The sequence below is a fragment of the Blastococcus xanthinilyticus genome, from assembly GCF_008124835.1.
Classification (GTDB): Bacteria; Actinomycetota; Actinomycetes; order Mycobacteriales; family Geodermatophilaceae; genus Blastococcus; species Blastococcus xanthinilyticus.
On the sequence record NZ_VNHW01000007.1, the window covers coordinates 1 to 19048 of the forward strand.

The 19048-nt window shown below is 74.0% G+C and carries 21 protein-coding genes and 1 pseudogene; 12 read left to right on the plus strand and 10 right to left on the minus strand.

All coding sequences use genetic code 11. From position 1 onward, the window contains the following. The 4 genes and pseudogenes from BD833_RS11800 to BD833_RS11815 form a co-directional block, all read left to right on the plus strand. Positions 1-243, plus strand: a pseudogene (locus BD833_RS11800) (uroporphyrinogen-III C-methyltransferase); the annotation flags it as partial. Positions 244-318: 75 nt separating this feature from the next. Further along, a complete protein-coding gene (locus BD833_RS11805) occupies positions 319-1257 on the plus strand; it encodes an ABC transporter ATP-binding protein (protein WP_166533355.1) in 939 nt (312 codons plus the stop codon). Continuing rightward, positions 1254-2108, plus strand: a complete 855-nt coding sequence (locus BD833_RS11810) for an ABC transporter permease (protein ID WP_166533356.1) — start codon at positions 1254-1256, stop codon at positions 2106-2108. The genes BD833_RS11805 and BD833_RS11810 overlap by 4 nt, the downstream gene beginning before the upstream one ends. A gap of 3 nt (positions 2109-2111) precedes the next feature. Further along, a complete protein-coding gene (locus BD833_RS11815) occupies positions 2112-2402 on the plus strand; it encodes a helix-turn-helix transcriptional regulator (RefSeq protein WP_166533357.1) in 291 nt (96 codons plus the stop codon). 84 nt (positions 2403-2486) lie between these two features. Here the strand turns inward: BD833_RS11815 and ygiD are convergent, their stop codons facing one another. After that, the gene (ygiD, locus tag BD833_RS11820) at positions 2487-3338 is read right to left on the minus strand and encodes a 4,5-DOPA-extradiol-dioxygenase (protein ID WP_208092614.1); all 852 of its coding nucleotides are present in this window, start codon (positions 3336-3338) and stop codon (positions 2487-2489) included. 37 nt (positions 3339-3375) lie between these two features. After that, positions 3376-4125, minus strand: a complete 750-nt coding sequence (locus tag BD833_RS11825) for a (2Fe-2S)-binding protein (RefSeq protein ID WP_243737608.1) — start codon at positions 4123-4125, stop codon at positions 3376-3378. Positions 4126-4258: 133 nt separating this feature from the next. Between BD833_RS11825 and acs the strand changes: the two genes are divergently transcribed. From acs to BD833_RS11840, 3 genes are all read left to right on the plus strand, one after another. Further along, positions 4259-6208: an acetate--CoA ligase gene (gene acs, locus BD833_RS11830; RefSeq protein WP_166533359.1), complete on the plus strand. Its 1950-nt coding sequence runs from the start codon at positions 4259-4261 to the stop codon at positions 6206-6208. Between the two features lie 157 nt (positions 6209-6365). Then, positions 6366-6866 carry a phage holin family protein gene (locus BD833_RS11835; protein ID WP_166533360.1) on the plus strand — a complete coding sequence of 167 codons (501 nt, stop codon included), beginning with the start codon at positions 6366-6368 and terminating at the stop codon, positions 6864-6866. Between the two features lie 5 nt (positions 6867-6871). Then, positions 6872-7801, plus strand: a complete 930-nt coding sequence (locus BD833_RS11840; RefSeq protein ID WP_166533361.1) for an alpha/beta fold hydrolase — start codon at positions 6872-6874, stop codon at positions 7799-7801. 30 nt (positions 7802-7831) lie between these two features. Here the strand turns inward: BD833_RS11840 and BD833_RS11845 are convergent, their stop codons facing one another. Genes BD833_RS11845 through nth form a run of 5 tightly spaced genes read right to left on the minus strand, consistent with a single transcriptional unit; the run spans position 7832 to position 11613 of the window. After that, positions 7832-9019, minus strand: coding sequence for a MarP family serine protease (locus BD833_RS11845; RefSeq protein ID WP_243737609.1), 1188 nt, complete (start codon positions 9017-9019; stop codon positions 7832-7834). Beyond that, entirely contained in the window at positions 9016-9468 is a 453-nt protein-coding gene (locus BD833_RS11850) for a cupredoxin domain-containing protein (protein WP_243737610.1), read from the minus strand. Before BD833_RS11850 ends, BD833_RS11845 begins: the two co-directional genes overlap by 4 nt. A 14-nt stretch (positions 9469-9482) precedes the next feature. Further along, the gene (locus tag BD833_RS11855) at positions 9483-10244 is read right to left on the minus strand and encodes an NUDIX hydrolase (RefSeq protein WP_243737611.1); all 762 of its coding nucleotides are present in this window, start codon (positions 10242-10244) and stop codon (positions 9483-9485) included. Then, positions 10241-10813 carry a TlpA family protein disulfide reductase gene (locus tag BD833_RS11860; RefSeq protein WP_166533362.1) on the minus strand — a complete coding sequence of 191 codons (573 nt, stop codon included), beginning with the start codon at positions 10811-10813 and terminating at the stop codon, positions 10241-10243. Before BD833_RS11860 ends, BD833_RS11855 begins: the two co-directional genes overlap by 4 nt. After that, complete coding sequence (gene nth, locus BD833_RS11865) at positions 10813-11613, minus strand: endonuclease III (protein ID WP_166533363.1); 801 nt, start codon at positions 11611-11613, stop codon at positions 10813-10815. The genes BD833_RS11860 and nth overlap by 1 nt, the downstream gene beginning before the upstream one ends. A 99-nt stretch (positions 11614-11712) precedes the next feature. Between nth and BD833_RS11870 the strand changes: the two genes are divergently transcribed. Further along, a complete protein-coding gene (locus BD833_RS11870) occupies positions 11713-11955 on the plus strand; it encodes a hypothetical protein (protein ID WP_166533364.1) in 243 nt (80 codons plus the stop codon). Positions 11956-12101: 146 nt separating this feature from the next. Next, positions 12102-12776 (plus strand): Crp/Fnr family transcriptional regulator, encoded by a 675-nt coding sequence (locus BD833_RS11875; protein ID WP_166533365.1) that lies wholly within the window; start codon positions 12102-12104, stop codon positions 12774-12776. A 73-nt stretch (positions 12777-12849) separates the two neighbouring features. On the opposite strand, the gene BD833_RS11880 is transcribed toward BD833_RS11875, so the two are convergent. The 3 genes from BD833_RS11880 to sp36 form a co-directional block, all read right to left on the minus strand. Next, a complete protein-coding gene (locus BD833_RS11880; RefSeq protein WP_166533366.1) occupies positions 12850-13656 on the minus strand; it encodes an NUDIX hydrolase in 807 nt (268 codons plus the stop codon). 162 nt (positions 13657-13818) lie between these two features. After that, positions 13819-14301 carry a RidA family protein gene (locus BD833_RS11885; RefSeq protein WP_166533367.1) on the minus strand — a complete coding sequence of 161 codons (483 nt, stop codon included), beginning with the start codon at positions 14299-14301 and terminating at the stop codon, positions 13819-13821. Next, positions 14298-14468, minus strand: a complete 171-nt coding sequence (gene sp36 / locus BD833_RS11890) for a Sp36 family protein (protein WP_166533368.1) — start codon at positions 14466-14468, stop codon at positions 14298-14300. The genes BD833_RS11885 and sp36 overlap by 4 nt, the downstream gene beginning before the upstream one ends. A 134-nt stretch (positions 14469-14602) precedes the next feature. Here sp36 and bagA point away from each other — a divergent pair, with 134 nt between their 5' ends. Genes bagA through BD833_RS11905 form a run of 3 tightly spaced genes read left to right on the plus strand, consistent with a single transcriptional unit; the run spans position 14603 to position 19045 of the window. Continuing rightward, the gene (gene bagA, locus BD833_RS11895) at positions 14603-15607 is read left to right on the plus strand and encodes an ATPase BagA (protein WP_166533369.1); all 1005 of its coding nucleotides are present in this window, start codon (positions 14603-14605) and stop codon (positions 15605-15607) included. After that, complete coding sequence (gene bagB / locus BD833_RS11900) at positions 15604-16791, plus strand: ATPase BagB (RefSeq protein WP_243737612.1); 1188 nt, start codon at positions 15604-15606, stop codon at positions 16789-16791. Before bagA ends, bagB begins: the two co-directional genes overlap by 4 nt. A 40-nt stretch (positions 16792-16831) precedes the next feature. Then, positions 16832-19045: a transglycosylase domain-containing protein gene (locus tag BD833_RS11905; RefSeq protein WP_166533370.1), complete on the plus strand. Its 2214-nt coding sequence runs from the start codon at positions 16832-16834 to the stop codon at positions 19043-19045. Positions 19046-19048 lie beyond the last annotated feature (3 nt).

The window sequence follows — 19048 nt, forward strand, 5'->3', positions numbered from 1 at the left end:
GTCCTCATGGGCGTCGACACCGCCCCGGCCATCGCCGCCGCGCTCATCACCCACGGCCGGGCGGCCGACACCCCGGTGGCCGTCGTCGCCGACGGCACCACCGCCGCCCAGCGGTCGCTGCGGACGACGCTCGCCGGCCTGCCGGCCGCCCTCGTCGACTCCGCCGTCCGGCCGCCGGCCGTCTGGGTCGTCGGCGAGGTGGCCGGCCTCTCCGCCGAGAGCGGCACCGCCCCGGCGGAGTAAGTGCTTGTGCTGCGGATGTAGTACTCCTACTATCACCGCGTCCGAGCTGGTAACTCCGCGCAGGGTGGTGCCCCGATGAGTCCTGACCTCGACCGGAAGGCAGGGAGCGAGCCGGCGATCCGGGTCCGCGGCCTGCAGATGACCTACGGCGAGCAGGCGGTGCTGACCGGCGTCGACCTCGACGTCCGGGTCGGTGAGGTGGTCTGCCTGCTCGGCCCCAACGGCGCGGGCAAGACCACGACGATCGAGATCCTCGAGGGGTTCCGGCTGCCCTCGGCCGGCGAGGTGCGGGTGCTCGGGGAGGACCCGGCGCGTGCGGGCGAGGCCTGGCGGGCCCGCGTGGGCGTCGTCCTGCAGTCGTGGCGGGACCACGCGCGCTGGACGCCGCGCCGGCTGCTCGCCCAGCTCGGTGACTACTTCACCCCCTGGTCGACGCCGGAGCACCCCCGGCCCTACGAGGTGGACATGCTGCTGGAGACCGTGGGGCTGACCGAGCACGCCGACCGGAAGATCGGCACACTGTCCGGCGGCCAGCGCCGCCGGCTCGACGTCGCCGTGGGCATCATCGGCCGGCCCGAACTGCTCTTCCTCGACGAGCCCACGGCCGGCTTCGACCCGCAGGCCCGGCGGGACTTCCACGAGCTGGTGCACCGGCTCTCCGACCTCGAGGGCACCAGCATCCTGCTGACCACCCACGACCTCGCCGAGGCGGAGAAGCTGGCCGACCGGATCCTGATCCTCAGCGGCGGCCGGATCGTCGCCGACGGCAGCGCCGACGAGCTCACCCGCCAGGTGGCCGGCACCGCCGAGGTCCGCTGGGCGTGCGGCGCCGACCGGTTCGTGCACCCGACCGACGACGTCGTCCCGTTCGTGCGCCGGCTGTTCGAGGAGCACGGCGACGAGCTCACCGACCTGGAGGTCCGCCGGGCCAGCCTCGAGGACACCTACCTGGCCATGGTCCAGCGCACCGAGTCCCGGGCGACCGAGCCCGGCCTGCAGGAGGTCGCACGATGAACCCCACCAAGCACGCGATCGGCCTGGGTCTGCGCCGCGGCTGGACCGAGTTCCTGCTCAGCCTGCGCAGCCCGCAGGACCAGGGCTTCTACCTGTTCACCGCCGTCGGCACGCTGCTGTTCCTCTGGTTCAACCGGGACAACGAGCTCGAGGGCACCGGTCTGATGTACCCGACGTACGCGCTGCCGAGCATCCTGGGCGCGCTGCTGGCCTTCGGCGTGGTGATCGGCCCGGCGTTCGCGCTGGCGATGGAGCGGGAGGACGGCACGCTGCTGCGGCACAAGGCGCTGCCCTACGGCATGCAGGGCTACGTGACCGGGCAGCTGACCTACCACTCCCTGGCGCTGCTCCCCTCGCTGCTGACCGTCCTGATCCCGAGCTTTCTGCTCTTCGACGGGCTCATGCACGGCGGCGCGGCCGGGTGGCTCACCGTCGCCTGGGTGGTCGTGCTGGGGCTGCTGGCCACCCTGCCGCTGGGGATGATCCTAGGGTCGGTGGTGCCGAGCACGCAGAAGGTGGGCACCTGGGGGATGCTGCCGATCATGGTGCTCACCGCGATCTCGGGCATCTTCTTCCCGATCACGCTGATGTGGGGCTGGGTGCAGGCCGTCGCCCAGGTCTTCCCGACGTACTGGATCGGGCTCGGGTTGCGCTCGGCGTTCCTCCCCGACTCGGCCGTCACCCTCGAGCTCGGCGACTCCTGGCGCACCGGCATGACCGTCCTCGTCCTGGCCGCCTGGGCGGTGTTCGGCGCGCTCGTGACGCCGCGGATCCTGCGCCGGATGGCCCGCCGGCAGTCCGGGTCGCAGGTGCAGGCGGCCCGGGAGGCCACCCTGCAGTGGGTGCGCTGATCGGTGGCCTCCGACCGTTCCGCAGGTGACCGCACCGGCGACGCCGTCCACAACCGCATCGGGCTGCTGCGCGCCGAGCAGCAGGTGACCCGCCGGGAGCTCGCCGACGCGCTCGGCGTCCACTACCAGACCGTCGGCTACCTGGAGCGTGGCGAGTACAACCCGAGCCTGCACCTGGCGCTGCGGATCGCGGAGTTCTTCGGCGTCCCGGTCGAGGCGGTGTTCTCCACCCGGCCCTTCCCCCGGATCACCGATCTGCACCGCCCCGCCGAGGAGGATCCCCGCACCGCCTGAGCGTTCCCTCGGGCATAGGAAGCTCTACCTGCGTCTGCACGCCAGAAACGCATGCATAGCTTCCTATGCCTCGACAGGTGTTCCTCAGATGTTGGCGCCGTCCGGGGGCGGGCCCTCGGGCAGTGCGGCGGCGACGCCGGAGCCGGCGAGCTCGGGGGCGTCCATGCCGACGGTGTAGGCGGTCATCGACAGCGATCCGTAGGCGTAGCCGTCGACCAGCACGTCCACCGGGGCGTCGGTGGCCCCGGCCATCCCGGCGACGTACAGCAGCGGCAGGAAGTGGTCCGGGGTCGGGACGGCGAGGTCGAAGTCCCGGTGCCCGTCGAGCCGGCCGACGTCGGTGGGGTCGGTGAGCATCCGCTCCTTGGCGTCCTCGTCGAACCGCTGCGCCCAGTCGAACCCGGCGTCGGGCAGCGCCCGGCTGACGCCGCCGAGGTTGTGCACGACGTTGCCGCTGCCGATCACCAGCACGCCGTCCTGCCGCAGCGGCGCCAGGGACGCGCCCAGCTGCAGGTGGTAGTCGAACGGCTTGAGCGCGTTGATCGACAGCTGCACCACCGGGATGTCGGCCTCGGGGAACGCGTGCATCAGCACCGACCAGGTGCCGTGGTCGATCCCCCAGCTGTCCAGGTCGGCGCCGACCCACGTCGGGTGCACGATGTCGGCCACCTCCTCGTGCAGCTCCGGCAGCCCCGGCGGCTCGTAGCGCACGTCGAACAGCTCCCGGGGGAAGCCGAAGAAGTCGTGGATGGTGCGCGGCCGGGGCATGGCGGTGACCGCGGTCGCCTGCACGTACCAGTGCGCGGAGACGACCAGGATCGCGCGCGGGCGCGGCACCGACCGGCCGAAGGCCCGCCAGGCCTCGGTGTAGCGGTTGGTCTCCAGCGCGTTCATCGGGTTGCCGTGGCCGACGAACGCGGCGGGCATCACGGGCATGGCCGAACCTCCCCTGCCGTTCCGGATCTCCCGCCGATCATCTCCCGGCGGGTCCGGGTGGGCGAGGCGCCGGCGGGAGGTCCGCGGGGACGCGGGCGGCCGAGTCCTCCAGCAGCACCCGGCGCTCCGCCGGCGCCCGGCGCGGGCAGGACAGGCAGGTGGGGCCGGACGGCAGCCGGTCCAGCAGGCAGCAGGACACCCGGGCGGTGAACCGCACGCCCTCGACGTCGACGTAGCGGGGCGCCGGCAGGGGGGACCCGACGGCGGCGGCCAGCGGTCCGGCCAGGGCGGTGACCGCGGGGACGTCGCCCAGCGCGCGGCCCAGCGCCAGCAGCCCGTTGGCCAGCGAGTCCGTCGCGATGCCCCACAGCGGGCGCGGGCGCATCCGCGCCGCCGCGGCGAGCGCCGGGACGACCGCCGCCAAGCCCTCGCGCAGGCCGGCCGCGGGATCCCCGCCCGCCACCGCCGACACCGCCGCCACGGGCAGCCCGCCGCGGCCGAGGTACGCGGTCGTGTCGGCGGGCCGGGCCGACAGCGGCCGGCCGACCGCCAGGCCGGCCAGCACCGGGGCCAGGAGCACCGCCGACGCCGAGTACCACCACACCGTCGCGTGCACCCGCGGGTCCCCGGCCCGCTGGCGGGCGGCGCGGGCGGCCAGCAGCTCGCCCAGCAGGCGGGGGTCGGCCAGCCGCGCCACCGGTACGGCGACGGCGCCGGGCGGCGGCAGCAGACCGAGCGCCGCGGCGCCGGGAATCCGGGCCGCGACCTGCGCCTGCGGACCGCTCACCGGGCCAGTGTGGCCGGTCGTCGCTCCGCACGTCGCACGGGGCAGACGACCGGGCGCTGCCGCCATACGGTGTGTCCTGGACCACGCTGCACCGTCGCGGACCAGGCGACACCGGACCCGGGAGGAACCACCCATGAGCGAGACGACCCAGGCAGACGGCCGGACCTTCGCGCCGCCCGAGGGCCTGGCGGCGCAGGCCAACGTCGGCCCCGAGGTGTACGACGAGGCCGCGCGCGACCGGCTGGCGTTCTGGGCCACGGCGGCCGAGCGCCTGACCTGGGCGCAGCGCTGGGACGAGGTGCTCGACTGGAGCAACCCGCCGTTCGCGAAGTGGTTCGTCGGCGGCCGGCTGAACGTGGCCTACAACTGCGTCGACCGGCACGTCGAGGCCGGCCACGGCGAGCAGGTGGCCTACCACTGGGAGGGCGAGCCGGGCGACACCCGCACGATCACCTACCAGGAGCTCCAGGACGAGGTCTGCAAGGCCGCCAACGCGCTCACCGAGCTCGGCGTGAACGCCGGCGACCGGGTCGCCATCTACATGCCGATGATCCCGGAGACGATCATCGCGATGCTGGCCTGCGCCCGCATCGGCGCCGTCCACATGGTCGTGTTCGGCGGCTTCTCCGCCGACGCGCTGGCCAGCCGGCTGGACGACGCCGGCGCCGTCCTGGTCATCACGTCCGACGGCGGGTACCGCCGCGGGGCCCCCAGCGCGCTCAAGCCGGCCGTCGACGACGCCGTCGACCGCAGCCCGGGCGTGCGCAACGTGATCGTCGTGAAGCGGACCGAGCAGGACGTCGCCTGGAACGAGGGCCGCGACCTGTGGTGGGACGACGTCGTCGGACGGCAGTCCACCGAGCACGCCTACGAGACCTTCGACGCCGAGCACCCGCTCTACATCATGTACACCTCGGGCACGACGGCGAAGCCCAAGGGCATCCTGCACACCTCCGGCGGCTACCTGACCCAGGTCGCCTACACCCACTGGGCCACGTTCGACCTCAAGCCCGACACCGACGTCTACTGGACCGCGGCCGACGTCGGCTGGGTCACCGGCCACAGCTACATCGTCTACGGGCCGCTGGCCAACCGGGCGACCTCGGTCATGTACGAGGGGACGCCGGAGACCCCGCACCGTGGCCGCTGGTTCGAGCTGATCCAGAAGTACGGCGTCACCATCCTCTACACCGCGCCCACGGTCATCCGCACCTTCATGAAGTGGGGGGAGGACATCCCGGCCGGCTTCGACCTCTCCTCGCTGCGGCTGCTCGGCTCGGTCGGCGAGCCGATCAACCCCGAGGCCTGGCTCTGGTACCACGAGCACATCGGCGGCGGCCGCTGCCCGATCATGGACACCTGGTGGCAGACCGAGACCGGCGCGCACATGCTCACCCCGCTCCCCGGGGTCACGAACCTGACCCCGGGCTCCGCCCAGCACCCCTTCCCGGGCATCTCCGCGAAGGTGGTCGACGACGAGGGCAACGAGCTCACCGACGACTCCACCGGGCTGCTCGTGCTCACCGAGCCCTGGCCGTCGATGCTGCGCACGATCTGGGGGGACGACGACCGGTACGTCGACACCTACTGGTCCCGGTTCGGCAAGGACGTGTACTTCGCCGGTGACGGCGCGAAGAAGGACGCCGCGGGCAACATCTGGCTGCTCGGCCGGGTGGACGACGTGATGAACGTGTCCGGCCACCGGATCTCGACCACCGAGGTGGAGTCCTCGCTGGTCGGCCACCCGACGGTCGCGGAGGCCGCCGTCGTCGGTGCCAGCGACCCGACGACCGGGCAGGGCATCGTCGCCTTCGTGATCCTCCGCGGCTCCGCGGAGGACTCGGGCGAGGAGCTCGTGCAGACGCTGAAGACCCACGTCGCGAAGGACATCGGCCCGATTGCCAAGCCCCGGCAGATCATGGTGGTGCAGGAGCTGCCGAAGACCCGGTCCGGGAAGATCATGCGCCGGCTGCTGCGGGACATCGCGGAGAACCGGGAGCTCGGCGACGTCACCACGCTCACCGACTCGTCGGTGATGAACATGATCAAGGACAAGCTGCCGGCCGCGCCCGCGGAGGACTGACGGGCCCCGGGGACGCCTCGGACGGGGCGTCCCCGGGCTCCCTCCGGGGGACTCCGAGCGCGCGCCGGGCCATCGTGGGGCACGATTCCCCTGACCAGGGACGCGGCCGGCGTGCGCGACGGCCGCCCTCGCAGGCAGGACGAAGGAGGAGCCACCCGTGGCCCACAGTGTGTCGCAGATCCGCACCGACGGAGCCAGCCCGGCCGTCGAGCCCTCGATCGGCACGCTCGTGCAGAGCGCGATGGCCGACGTCTCCACGCTGGTCCGCAACGAGATCGAGCTGGCCAAGGCGGAGATCGGCGCCTCGGCGAAGAAGGGCGGCATCAGCGCCGCCTCGTTCGCCGCGGCCGGTGTGTTCGCCGCCTTCGCCGGCATCTTCTTCTTCATCGCCCTGGCCGAGTTCCTCACCTGGCTGGGCCTGGCCCGGTGGATCTCCTACGCCATCGTCTTCCTCCTGCTCATCACGCTGGCCGGCATCGCCGCGCTCGTCGGCAAGAAGATGATCGACAAGATCGAGAAGCCGGAGCGGACGATCGAGTCGCTCAAGGAGCTGCCCGAGGTCATGCACCGCGAGGCCCCCGGCGCCCGCCACCGCGACGTCCCCGTGGTGAACGGCGGCAAGGTCGAGCTGCGCGGCAACGAGTCGTACCGGGTCTGAGGCCGATGACCGTCCCTCCGGACGGCCGTCCCGACGCGACCAGCGTCCTCCTCCCGGGGCCGTGGACCCACCGCGACATCTCCGCCAACGGCGTGCGCCTGCACGCGGCGGAGGCCGGCGACGGGCCGCTGGTCCTGCTGCTGCACGGCTTCCCGCAGTTCTGGTGGACGTGGCGGGCGCAGCTCACGGGGCTGGCCGACGCCGGGTTCCGCGCCGTCGCCCCGGACCTCCGCGGCTACGGGGCCAGCGACAAGCCGCCCCGCGGGTACGACCTACCCACCCTGTCCTCCGACGTCGCGGCGCTGGTGCGGGCCCTGGGCGAGCGGGACGCGGTGATCGTCGGCCACGACTGGGGCGGCCTGCTGGGCTGGACGGCGGCCGCGCTGCACCCCCGGGTGGTGCGCCGGCTGGTGGTCGTGTCGATGGCCCACCCCCGGCTGATGCGCGCCGGCCTGACCGACCGCCGGCAGCGGCGGGCGCTGCGGCACGCGCTGGGCTTCCAGCTGCCCCGACTGCCGGAGCGGCGGCTCACCCGGGCCGACGACGACCCGGTCGCCGACCTGATGCAGCGCTGGTCCGGTCCCGCCTGGGCGCGCACCAGCGACTTCGCGACGGCGGTCGACCGCTACCGCGCCGCGGCCCGGATCCCGCAGGCGGCCTACGGCGCGATGGAGTACTACCGCTGGGCCGGGCGGTCGCAGCTGCGGCCCGACGGCCTGCGCTACGCCCGCCGGATGGCGGCCCCGATCACCGCGCCGACGCTGCAGCTGCACGGGGCGCTGGACCCCTACGTCCTCCCCCGGACCGCGCGCGGCTCGGGCCGCTACGTCGCCGGCGCCTACGAGTGGCGCGAGCTCCCCGACGTGGGGCACTTCCCCCAGGAGGAGACCCCCGACGACCTCACCCGGGCCATCGCCGCCTGGGCCGAGGCCTGACCTGAGCACGCGACGGGCGGAGGCGTCCTCCTACTCGCAGGAGCCGGTGCCCACCTCGGCGCGGGCCCGGCTGCCGGCGGTGGCGGCCTCGGCCACCTGGGGTCCGGTGAGCGCGTACCCGGTGTCGGGGTCGTCGACGGCCGAGGCGAAGACGACGCCCAGGACGCTGCCGTCGGGGGCGAAGAGGGGCCCGCCGGAGTTCCCGGCGCGGACCTGGCCGAACAGCGCGTACACGTCGCGGACGACGGTGCCCGTGTTGCGGAAGTCCGGCCCGCTGATCTCCCCGCGGTCGCGCACCCGGGCCGGCCCCACGAAGAACGGCCCACCGCCCGGGTACCCCATGATGATCGCGTCGTCGCCGGAGTCGGACGCGGTCGTCGCGAACGTGAGCGGCACCTGCGGCAGCCCCGGTACGGCGAGCACCGCGACGTCGACGGCTTCGTCGACGTACACCGGCACCGCGTCGTACTCCTCGCCCTCGGCGACGACCACCGGATCGGTGACGCCGGCCAGCACGTGCGCGTTGGTCATCACCCGCTCCGGGGCGTACACGAACCCGGAGCCGTCGATCTGCCGGGAGCACGACGGGGCGATGCCGCGGATCCGCACCACCGAGCCCTCCACCGAGGTGACGACGGTGCTGTTCTGCAGCGCCGGGTCCGGCGCCGGGACGTCGCGGGCCTGCGTCGGGGTGAGCGGGTCCAGGACGTCGGGCAGCCCGCGCCGGTCGATCGCGTCGCGCAGCTGGTCGTAGACCGCGCGGACGCCGTCGGGCACCGCGTGGTCGACGGCCTGCACCAGTGCGGACTTCCGCACCTGGCTGGCCACCTCGGGGAACGGCGAGCTCGCCAGCGGCGAGGCGACCATCCAGGCCACGAGCAGGACCGCCGCCGCCGAGACGCCCGCACCGGCCACCGAGTCGACCATCTTGGCCGGCTCCCAGGTGACCCGGGAGCGCAGCGCCCGCCCCGCGGCGCCGGCGAGGATCTGCCCCAGGAGCGCACCGGCCAGGACCACGACCAGCGCGGCGAACACCCGGGTCACGCTGGACCCGTCGATCCGCTCGGCCACCGGTCCGGAGAGCTGGGCCCCGAGGACTGCGCCGCCGAGGAAGCCGAATATCGACGTCGCCGACACGAGCAGGCCCTGCCGGAAGCCGGAGAGCGCGAACAGCAGGGCGAGGGCGATCAGCGCGAGGTCGACGAAGGACACCGTCACCCGCTGACCGTCATGGTGCCCACCTGCCCCAGCGCGATGTGGAAGGTGCAGGCGAACGGGTACTCGCCGGGTGTCTCGACGTCGAACTCGATCGTCACCTCCTGCCCGGGGGCGAGGAAGTCGATGCCCGCGCCGATCGGCGCGGGCAGCTCCTCGTCGGTGAACTCCAGGTTGTGCGTCAGCTGCTCGGCCTCGTTCACCACGGTCAGCCGCACCGGGCCGGGGTCCACGGTGAAGGAGTCGGGGTAGAACTCGTAGTCGTCGCGGGTCGCGACGGTGACCTCCTGGACGCCGTCCTCGGCCACGGTGACCTCGCCCAGGCCCTCGGTGGCGGCGGGAGCCGCCGGCGCCGGGTCCTCGCCGCACCCGCTCAGCAGGACCAGCGCCGCGGCGACCGCGACGGCCTTCTTGCAGGGGCCCACCGCGAGCCTGCGCGCGATGGGGGGCAAGGAGGTCCTCCTGGTCATCGGGGCCGAACCGTACGCGTCGCCGGCCCGTCGGGCGCGGGATCGGCCACCGTCGGCGCGGCGCCGTCGCTCGCCGGGTCGTCGTCACCGGAGCCGGGCAGCGTGTACGGGCGCAGCCGCTCGGGGTCGATCGGCCGGACGTCGGCGGCGTTCCACGGCCGGGTCAGGCCCGCGGCCTCGAGGACGGCGTCCAGCAGGCCGGCGGTGAAGCCCCACACCTCCATGCCGGCGACGCAGAACGCCGGCCCGACGTAGCCGGCCGGGTGCCGCACGCGGTACCGGTTGGCCGGGTCGACGAGGTCGGCCAGCGGCACCCGCGCCACCCTGGCCACCTCGTCCGGGTCGCCGACCGTGACGTCCCGGGGGTCGTCCCACCAGCCGACGACGGGTACGACGAGCCGGTTCGACGGCGGCAGGAACAGCTCCTGGAGCGTGGCCACGACCCGCACGCCGTCGGGATCGATGCCCGCCTCCTCGTGCGCCTCGCGCAGCGCGGTGCCCACCGGGAAGTCGTCCCCCGGATCGACCCCGCCCCCGGGGAACGCCGGCTGACCGGCGTGGCTGCGCAGGTGCGATGCCTTCTCGATGAGCAGCACGTCGGGGCCCCGCGGACCCTCGCCGAACAGGATGAGGACGGCGGAGCGCCGGGCGGTGCGGGTCGCCTGGGTCATCCGGTGCCGCAGCGGGAGGTCGTCGGCCCGCTCGATCAGCCGCAGCAGGTACTCCGGCAGGCCCGCGGCGGCGGGCTGGGCGGTCACAGCTGCACCCCGAGGTGCTCGCCGACCAGCGCGCGCAGCTCCTCGAGCGAGGCGACCGGGCCGGTCTGGGTGTGCACCAGCGCGCCGTCGGCGTCCAGGAAGTAGGTGAACGGGAGCACGTTGATGCCGAGCTCGGCCATCAGCTCCCCGGTGCCGTCGTAGGCGCTGGGGAACGTGACCCCGGCGTCCTCGGCGAACGAGCCGGCCTGCGGCAGCCCGTCCCTGCTGATGACCCCGACCACCCGCACCTGCTCGCCGGCGAGCTCGGCGAAGTCCTGCAGGACCGGCATCTCCTCGCGGCACGGCGGGCACCAGCTCCCCCACAGGTTCACCACCGTCGGGACGCCCGGCGCGCGGGCGAGGTCGAGCGAGCCGCCGCCGGGGCAGTCGAAGGCCAGCGCCGGCAGCCGCTCAGCGCCGGCGGCCTCCGCGTCGGGCTGCTCGGGGCAGGGGACCAGCGACGTGGCCGCGCTGGTCGCGGGGGCGCCCTCCGCGGCTTCCTCGCCGGCGGTGCAGCCGGACAGCAGCAGCGCGAGCGCCGCCCCGGCCGCGGGCAGGCCCTGGCGCATCACTCGGTGTCCGAGGCGGTCGGGGTCTTCACGAGCTTCAGGGCCACCTCCGGGTCGACCGGGCCGATCCCGAACGACGGGCACCACTGGGCCAGACCGCAGGCACCGCAGGCCGCCTTCTTCGCGTGGCAGACCCGCCGCCCGTGGAAGATCACCCGGTGGCTGAAGTCGGTCCACTCCTTCTTCGGCACGAGCTCGGCGATCTGGGCCTCGACCTTGACCGGGTCGTCGTCGGCGGTCCAGCCGAACCGGCGCACCAGCCGGCCGAAGTGGGTGTCGACGGTGAGCCCCGGCACGCCGAACGCGTTGCCGAGGACGACGTTGGCGGTCTTGCGGCCCACCCCGGGCAGCGTGACCAGGTCGGCCATCCGGGCGGGCACCTCGCCGTCGAACCGCTCGACGAGCGCCTGGCTGAGCCCGAGCACGGAGTTCGCCTTCGCCCGGAAGAAGCCGGTGGGCTTGAGGATCGTCTCCAGGTCGGTGCGGTCGGCGCCGGCGAGGGCGACCGCGTCGGGGTAGCGGGCGAACAGGGTCGGCGTCACCTTGTTCACCATCTTGTCGGTGGTCTGCGCCGAGAGGACGGTGGCGACCAGCAGCTCGAAGGCGTTGGTGAAGTCGAGCTCGCAGTGCGCGTCGGGGTGGATGACGGCGAGCTCGCGGGCCATCCGCCGGGCCCGGCGGGTGCGCGCCAGCGGCGTCTCCCCGGGGTCGAACGGCGACGCCCCGGCCAGCGCGGCGCGGGTGGGGCGACGGACCCGGGTGGGGCGTGCGTAGGCCGGTGAGGACGCGGGTGCGGACACGCGGTCGAGGGTAGGCGGCCCTGCTGACGCTCTCCTGCCGTGCCATGATCGGGGACGGATCGCTGCCCCGGTACCACCGACGACGCAGAGGAGGTCGGGATGGTCGCGCTCAGTGTCATCCTCTTCCCGCCGCTGCTGATCGCCTTCCTGCTGGTCATGGAACGCGTGGAGGAGCCGCTCCGCCGGCCCGCCTCGCCGCGGGAGGTCAGCGAGTTCCTGAGCACCGCGACGCCCGGTGAGGTCGAGACCCTCGCGTCGTCCGGCATCCGCCGGGCGCTGTCCCGGTGGCGGATCCGCCGGCACCGCGGCGGCCGCCGGTCGGAGAACCCGCCACTGGTCTGACGGGGGATCTCCCCGGCCACGGGGAGGCTCCTCGCCCCATGGGGGGATGCCGGTCGCCACCGAACGGGTGACAGACCGCACAGCCGCCTAGACTCGCCAGGGGCGCGGGCATCCCTGCGCCCGAAGACAGTGTGAGAGGACGTGCAGTGGACGAGGTGCTGGCTCAGTCGGGGCTCTTCCAGGGGCTCTCCGAGGACGCGGTGGACCCCGTTCTCAGCCGGCTCGAGACGATCACGTTGCCGCGTGGCCGGGTGGTCTTCAACGAGGGCGAGCCGGGCGACAGCCTCTACATCGTCATGACCGGCAAGATCAAGCTGTCCCGCCGGTCGCCCGACGGCCGCGAGAACGTGCTGGCCGTCATGGGCCCGTCCGACCAGTTCGGCGAGCTGTCGGTGTTCGACCCGGGCCCGCGGACCGCGACCGCCACCGCGGTGACCGACGTCAAGCTCGCCCGCATGCCGCAGTCGGTGCTGCTGCCCTGGATCGAGGCGCACCCGGAGATCGGCGAGCAGCTGCTGCGCGTGCTGGCGCGCCGGCTGCGCCGCACCAACGACTCGGTCGCCGACCTGATCTTCACCGACGTCCCCGGCCGGGTCGCCAAGGCGCTGCTGCAGATGGCCGACCGCTTCGGCAGCCGCGACTCCGACGGCCTCCGGGTGAAGCACGACCTGACCCAGGAGGAGCTGGCCCAGCTGGTGGGCGCCTCCCGCGAGACGGTGAACAAGGCGCTGGCCGACTTCGTGCACCGCGGCTGGCTGCAGCTGCAGGGCAAGTCCGTCGTCGTCCTCGACGAGGAGCGCCTGCGCCGCCGCGCGCGGTGAGACTGCCTCGGCACGACCGTTGAACCACAGAGGCCCGGAACCGTCACGGTTCCGGGCCTCTGTGGTTCGACGCTCAGGACGGCAGCGCCACGACCATCCGGATGCGGGTGCCGTCGGGGAGCACCGCCCACCTGCCGTCGGGGGTCTCCTCGAACGTCGGGCTGATCGGGTGCAGCGGCTCCGGCGGCGAGCCGGCGAGCGCCGCGGCGACGTCGGGGAACGGCTCGAGCTGGCCGAGGGTGTGGGTCGTCGGCGGCATCATCGGCCGGGTGCCGGCGTGCAGCTCGGCCAGTGCGGCGGCGGGGCTGAGCCAGGTCGCCTCGTCCGCCTCCCCCGACACGTCGCGGGCCTCCTGGCCGACCGGGAGCGCCGCCGCGAAGAACTTGGTGTCGTAGCGGCGCGGCTCGACCGGCGGGGTGATCCAGTGCGCGAACGGTCGCAGCAGGTCCGACCGCAGCACCAGACCGCGGTCGGCGAGCAGCTCGGAGAGGGACAGCTCGCGGCTGAGCAGCCCGAGGCGCTGCTCCTCCCAGTCGTCCCCGGAGACCGATGGCAGGACCCCGCCCACCCCGGCGCCCTCGGCCCGGCCGGCCAGCAGCACGCCGGCCTCCTCGAAGGTCTCCCGCACCGCGGCGCAGACCAGCTCGCGGGCGGTCCGCTCGTCGCAGCCGAACGCCTCCGCCCACTGCTCCGGCGGAGGCCCCGCCCAGCCGATCTCGGTGTCGCCGTCCCGGGCGTCCACGCCGCCCCCCGGGTAGGCGGTCATCCCGCCGGCGAACGGCATGCCCCTGGTCCGGCGCAGCAGGTAGACCTCGAGCCCGGGCGTGCCGTCCCGCAGCAGCAGCACGGTGGCCGCCTGCTTCGGCTCGGTCGGAGTCATCGCAACGTCCCCCGCGTCAGTGGTGGACCCGGCGCGGGGGCCGGAGGCCTCCCGCCGGGGACATGGGCAGCGGCTCCCCGTGGGAGGGGACGGCACCTGGCCGCGGTGCTGCCGGGAGGGCAGCGGTGTCATGGCCGCGGTGCTGTCCGGAGGACAGCGATGTCATGGCCGCAGTTCGACGGTGAGCTCGACCTCGACGGGGGCGCCCAGCGGCAGCTCGGCCACCCCGACGGCGCTGCGGGCGTGCTGCCCGGCCTCGCCGAAGATCCGGCCGAGCAGCTCGCTCGCGCCGTTCACGACGCGGGGCTGACCGGTGAACCCCTCGACGCTGGCCACGTAGCCGACGACGCGCACGATGCGGGCGACGGAGTCCAGGCCGACCAGGTCGTCGACGGCGGCCAGGGCGTTCAGTGCGCACAGCTTGGCGTCCGCGGCCGCGGCCTCGACATCCACCGAGCCGCCGACCTTGCCGGTGCGGCGCAGGCCACCGTCGACGAAGGGCAGCTGGCCGGACGTGAACACCAGGTTGCCGGTGCGGACGGCGGGCACGTAGGCGGCGACCGGGGCGGCCACGGCGGGGAGCCGGATGCCGAGCTCGGACAGCCGGGCCTTCCAGCTCTGCGCCGGCGCCGCGGGGGTGGTCATGCCGGGCGCTTGAGGTAGGCGACCAGCTGCTCGGCCCCGGCGGGACCGGGCAGCACGGTCACGAGCTCCCACCCGTCGACCCCCCACGAGTCGAGGATCGCCTTGGTGTTGTGCACCAGGAGGGGGATGGTCGCGTACTCCCACTTCTGACGGGCTGGTTCGCTCATGGGCGCGACGCTAGCGCAGGGGGTGCCCCGACCGGGCGGCGCCGTCGTCCGGTGCCGGGACGGCCGCCCTCCAGGGGCCCGGGCCGGGCCTGCGAGGCCCGGGGGGAGGGCGGCCCTTCACCTACGCTGGTGCAGTGGCCCCCGAACCGTCCCCCGCACGTCTGCACGTGGTCACCGGGAAGGGCGGGACGGGGAAGACGACCGTCGCCGCCGCCCTGGCCCTGGCCCTCGCCGCCGACGGGGGGTCGGTGCTGCTGGTGGAGACCGAGGGCCGGCAGGGCATCGCCCAGCTGTTCGACAGCCCACCGCTGCCCTACGAGGAGCGCCGCGTCGCCGTGGCCCGCGGTGGCGGGGTGGTCAAGGCGCTGGCCATCGACGTCGAAGAGGCGCTGCTCGACTACCTCGACATGTTCTACAACCTCCGGCGGGCCGGCCGGGCGCTGCGCAAGATGGGCGCGATCGACTTCGCCACCGCCATCGCCCCGGGGCTGCGGGACGTGCTGATCACCGGCAAGGTCAAGGAGGCGGTGACCCGCCGCAAGGACGGCCGCCAGGTCTACGACGCGGTGGTCGTCGACGCACCGCCCACCGGCCGGATCACCCGGTTCCTCGGCGTCACCGGGGAGATGTCGCAGCTGGCGCGGTCGGGCCCGATCAAGACCCAGAGCGACGGCGTCATGGCCGTGCTCCGCTCCCCCCAGACGGCGGTGCACCTGGTGACCCTGCTGGAGGACATGCCGGTGCAGGAGACCGCCGACGCGATCGCCGAGCTGCAGGCCGCCGGGCTGCCGATCGGCTCGGTCGTCGTCAACATGGCCGCGGAGCAGGTGCTGCCGGCCGCAGCCCTCGCCCGCGCCGCGACCGGCGAGCTGACCGGCGCCGACCTCGCCCCCGGGCTCGCCGCCGCCACCCTGCCCGGCGGCGACGAGCTCGCCGACGCGCTGGCCGCCGAGGTGGTCGAGCACGCCCGCCGGTGGGCCGCCCAGGACGCGCTGCGCGACGAGGTCGAGGCGCTGGGCCGCCCGACCCTGGAGCTGCCGCTGCTCCCCGGCCCCATGGACCTGGGCTGCCTGTTCGAGCTGGCCGGCCGCCTCGAGGACCACCTGCGCACCAGCGGCGCGACCGGGGTGCCCGCGTGAGCGCCCCGCGGCAGGCGCCGGCCATGGACCTCGACGCGCTGATCGCCGACCGGGAGACCCGCATCGTGGTGTGCTGCGGCGCGGGCGGGGTGGGCAAGACGACCACCTCGGCGGCGCTCGCGCTGGCCGCCGCGGAGGCCGGGCGCACCGTCGTCGTCCTCACGATCGACCCGGCCCGGCGGCTGGCCCAGTCGCTCGGGCTGGTGGAGCTGGACAACGAGCCGCGGCGGGTGGACGTACCGGGGGCGCCCGGCGAGCTGCACGCGATGATGCTGGACATGAAGCGGACGTTCGACGACGTCGTCACCGCTCACTCGACGCCCGAGCGCGCCCAGCAGATCCTCGAGAACCCCTTCTACCAGGCGCTCTCCTCGTCCTTCTCCGGGACGCAGGAGTACATGGCGATGGAGAAGCTGGGCCAGCTGCGGGCCAGCGAGCAGTGGGACCTGATCATCGTCGACACCCCGCCGTCCCGGTCGGCGCTGGACTTCCTGGACGCGCCCAACCGGATGAGCCGGTTCCTCGACGGCACGATGATCCGGCTGCTCATGGCGCCCAGCCGGACGGGCTTCAAGTTCGCCAGCGCCGGCTTCCTGCTGTTCAGCCGGATCGTGAGCAAGATCCTCGGCGGCCAGCTGCTGCGCGACATCTCGGCCTTCGTCGCCGCCCTGGACACCATGTTCGGTGGTTTCCGCGAGCGGGCGACGGCCACCTACGAGCTGCTCCGCCGTCCCGGCACCTGGTTCGTGGTCGTGGCCTCGCCGGAGCCGGACGCGCTGCGCGAGGCCTCCTACTTCGTGGACCGGCTCTCGGCCGAGCAGATGCCGCTGGCCGGGCTGGTGCTCAACCGCACCCACCCGCCGGCGACCACCGTGCTGTCGGCGACCCGCGCCCAGGGCGCGGCCGAGGAGGTGGCCGAGGCCGGGGGCGACGACGCCGCGCTGGCCGCCGCCGCGCTGCAGGTGCACGCCGACCGCATGCAGCAGGCCGCCCGGGAGCAGCACCTGGCCGACCGCTTCACCAGCGCCCACCCGGAGGTGGCGATGCGCACGGTGCCGGCGGCCGCCGGCGACGTGCACGACCTCGACGGGCTGCGGGTGATGGCCGAGGCCCTGACCGGGCCGGATGGCGACACGCCGACCGGCACGCCGCGCACGCGCGTGCTCTCCGCGCGCCGCGGCTGACCACGGCGGCGGCGAGCCGATCCGTCGTACCCTGGCCGCGATGTCGGAAAACGCGCGCCTCCGTTCCCGTGTGCTGGCCAAGCTCGCCGCGACCATCGTGGTCGCCGGAGCGCTCGTGGCCGGTCTCCTGCTGCCCTGGATCGGTGGCCCCGGGCTGGTGGCGCGGAACTCCGTGTCGCTGCTCGACTCGCTCCCGGTGGAGCTCACCGACGAGACTCCGGCCGGCCCCACGCGCGTGGTGGCCGCGGACGGCTCGCTGATCACGAACTTCTACGAGCACAACCGCACCCCGGTGCCCTCGGACCAGATCGCCGAGGTCATGAAGCGCGCGCTGGTCGACATCGAGGACTCGCGCTTCTACGACCACAACGGGCTGGACGTGCAGGGCACCATGCGCGCCCTGATGAAGAACCTCGCCGCGGGCGAGGTGCAGGAGGGCGGCTCGACCCTCACCCAGCAGCTGGTGAAGCAGACCCTGCTGCAGACGGCGGCCACGCCGGAGGAGCGGGAGGCGGCCGACGCGGAGACCGTGGGGCGCAAGCTGCGCGAGGCGCGGCTGGCCATGGCCCTGGAGGAGAAGTACTCCAAGGACGAGATCCTCACCCGATACCTCAACCTCGTCTACTTCGGCCAGGGCGCCTACGGCATCCAGGCCGCGGCCCAGCGCTACTTCAGCGTCAACGCCGTCGACCTCACGCTGGCCCAGGCGGCGATGCTCGCCGGGCTGGTGCAGAGCCCGTTCTACGACGAGCCGATCAACAACCCGGAGAACGCCCAGATCCGGCGCAACCAGGTGCTGCAGCGGATGTTCGACCTCGGGCACATCACCGAGCAGGAGCTGGCGGAGATCTCGCCCCAGCCGGTGCAGGTGGCGCCGGGGCTCGCCGCGCCGAACGGCTGCATCGACGCCGCCACCGGCGGCTTCTTCTGCGCCTACGTGCACCAGTACCTCATCAGCGAGCTCGGCCTGACCCAGGCGCAGCTCGACCGGGGCGGGCTGACCGTCCAGACCACGCTGCTGCCCGACCTCCAGGCCCACGCCGACCAGGCCATCCTCGGCACCCTGCCGATGGGTGACGGCCTCGCCGGCATGTTCACCGCCTTGCAGCCCGGCACCGGGCACGTGCTGGCCATGGCCGTGAACCGCCGGTACGGCTGCGACGGCCCCGAGTGCGAGTCCGTCGTCCTCAACACCGCGGCCAGCAAGGGCGCCGGGTCCACGTACAAGGTGTTCACCGCCGCGGCCGCGCTCGAGGCCGGCATCGGCGCCGGCACCACCATCAGCACGCCCGGGGACCGGTACACGTCCCGGGTGTACAAGGGGCCCGCGTGCGGCGACCGGGAGCGCAACGGCACCGACGAACGCGGCATGTACTGCGTCCAGAACGTCGGCGACTACCCCGACACCCTGGACATGGTCGGCGCGCTCGTCCGCTCCTCGAACACCTACTTCCTGGCGCTGGAGGACCGGCTGGGCACCGTCGAGGGGCCGGTGCGCATGGCCGAGCGCATGGGCATGAACTTCGACCAGCAGCCCAACCAGTGGCCGGCCGACACGATCATCGCGGAGAACCGCGGCTCGTTCACCCTCGGCACGGACGCCACCAGCCCGCTGGACCTGGCCAACGCCTACGCCACCCTCGGCGCCCAGGGCACCCGCTGCGAGCCGACCCCCGTGACGGCCGTGCTGGACCGGGCCGGCCAGCCGGTCACCGGCCCGGACGGCGCGCCGCTGGTGAGCGGGGACAACTGCACCCCGGAGGCCGTTCCCGCGCCGATCGCCAACACGCTGGCCAACATCCTGGTCGGGGACGTCGCCACCCGCGCCGGCACCGGCACCCGGGCGGCGATCCCCGGCCACCAGATCGCCGGCAAGACCGGAACCGCGCAGGACCACGAGTCGGTCGCCTTCGCCGGCTTCATGCCGGAGTACGCGGCCAGCGTGATGGTGTTCAACCCCAAGGAGAAGCAGAAGGTCCCCGGCTTCGGCGGCACCATGCCGGCGCAGATCTGGCACGACGCGATGGCGCCGTTCCTGGCCGGCAAGCAGACGTCGCAGTTCGCGCCGGCCGATCCGAACCTGCTCAACGGTGGCCGGCCCCGGGCCGAGTCCCGGCCCCGGACGCAGTCGCAGCCCCGGCCCCAGACGCAGACCCAGCCCGAGACGCCGGCCCCGCCGCCCGCGGGGACCGACGCCACCCCGGGCCAGATCGACGCCACCGAGCCCGGGGTCGTCGAGCCGCCCGCGGGGTAACCG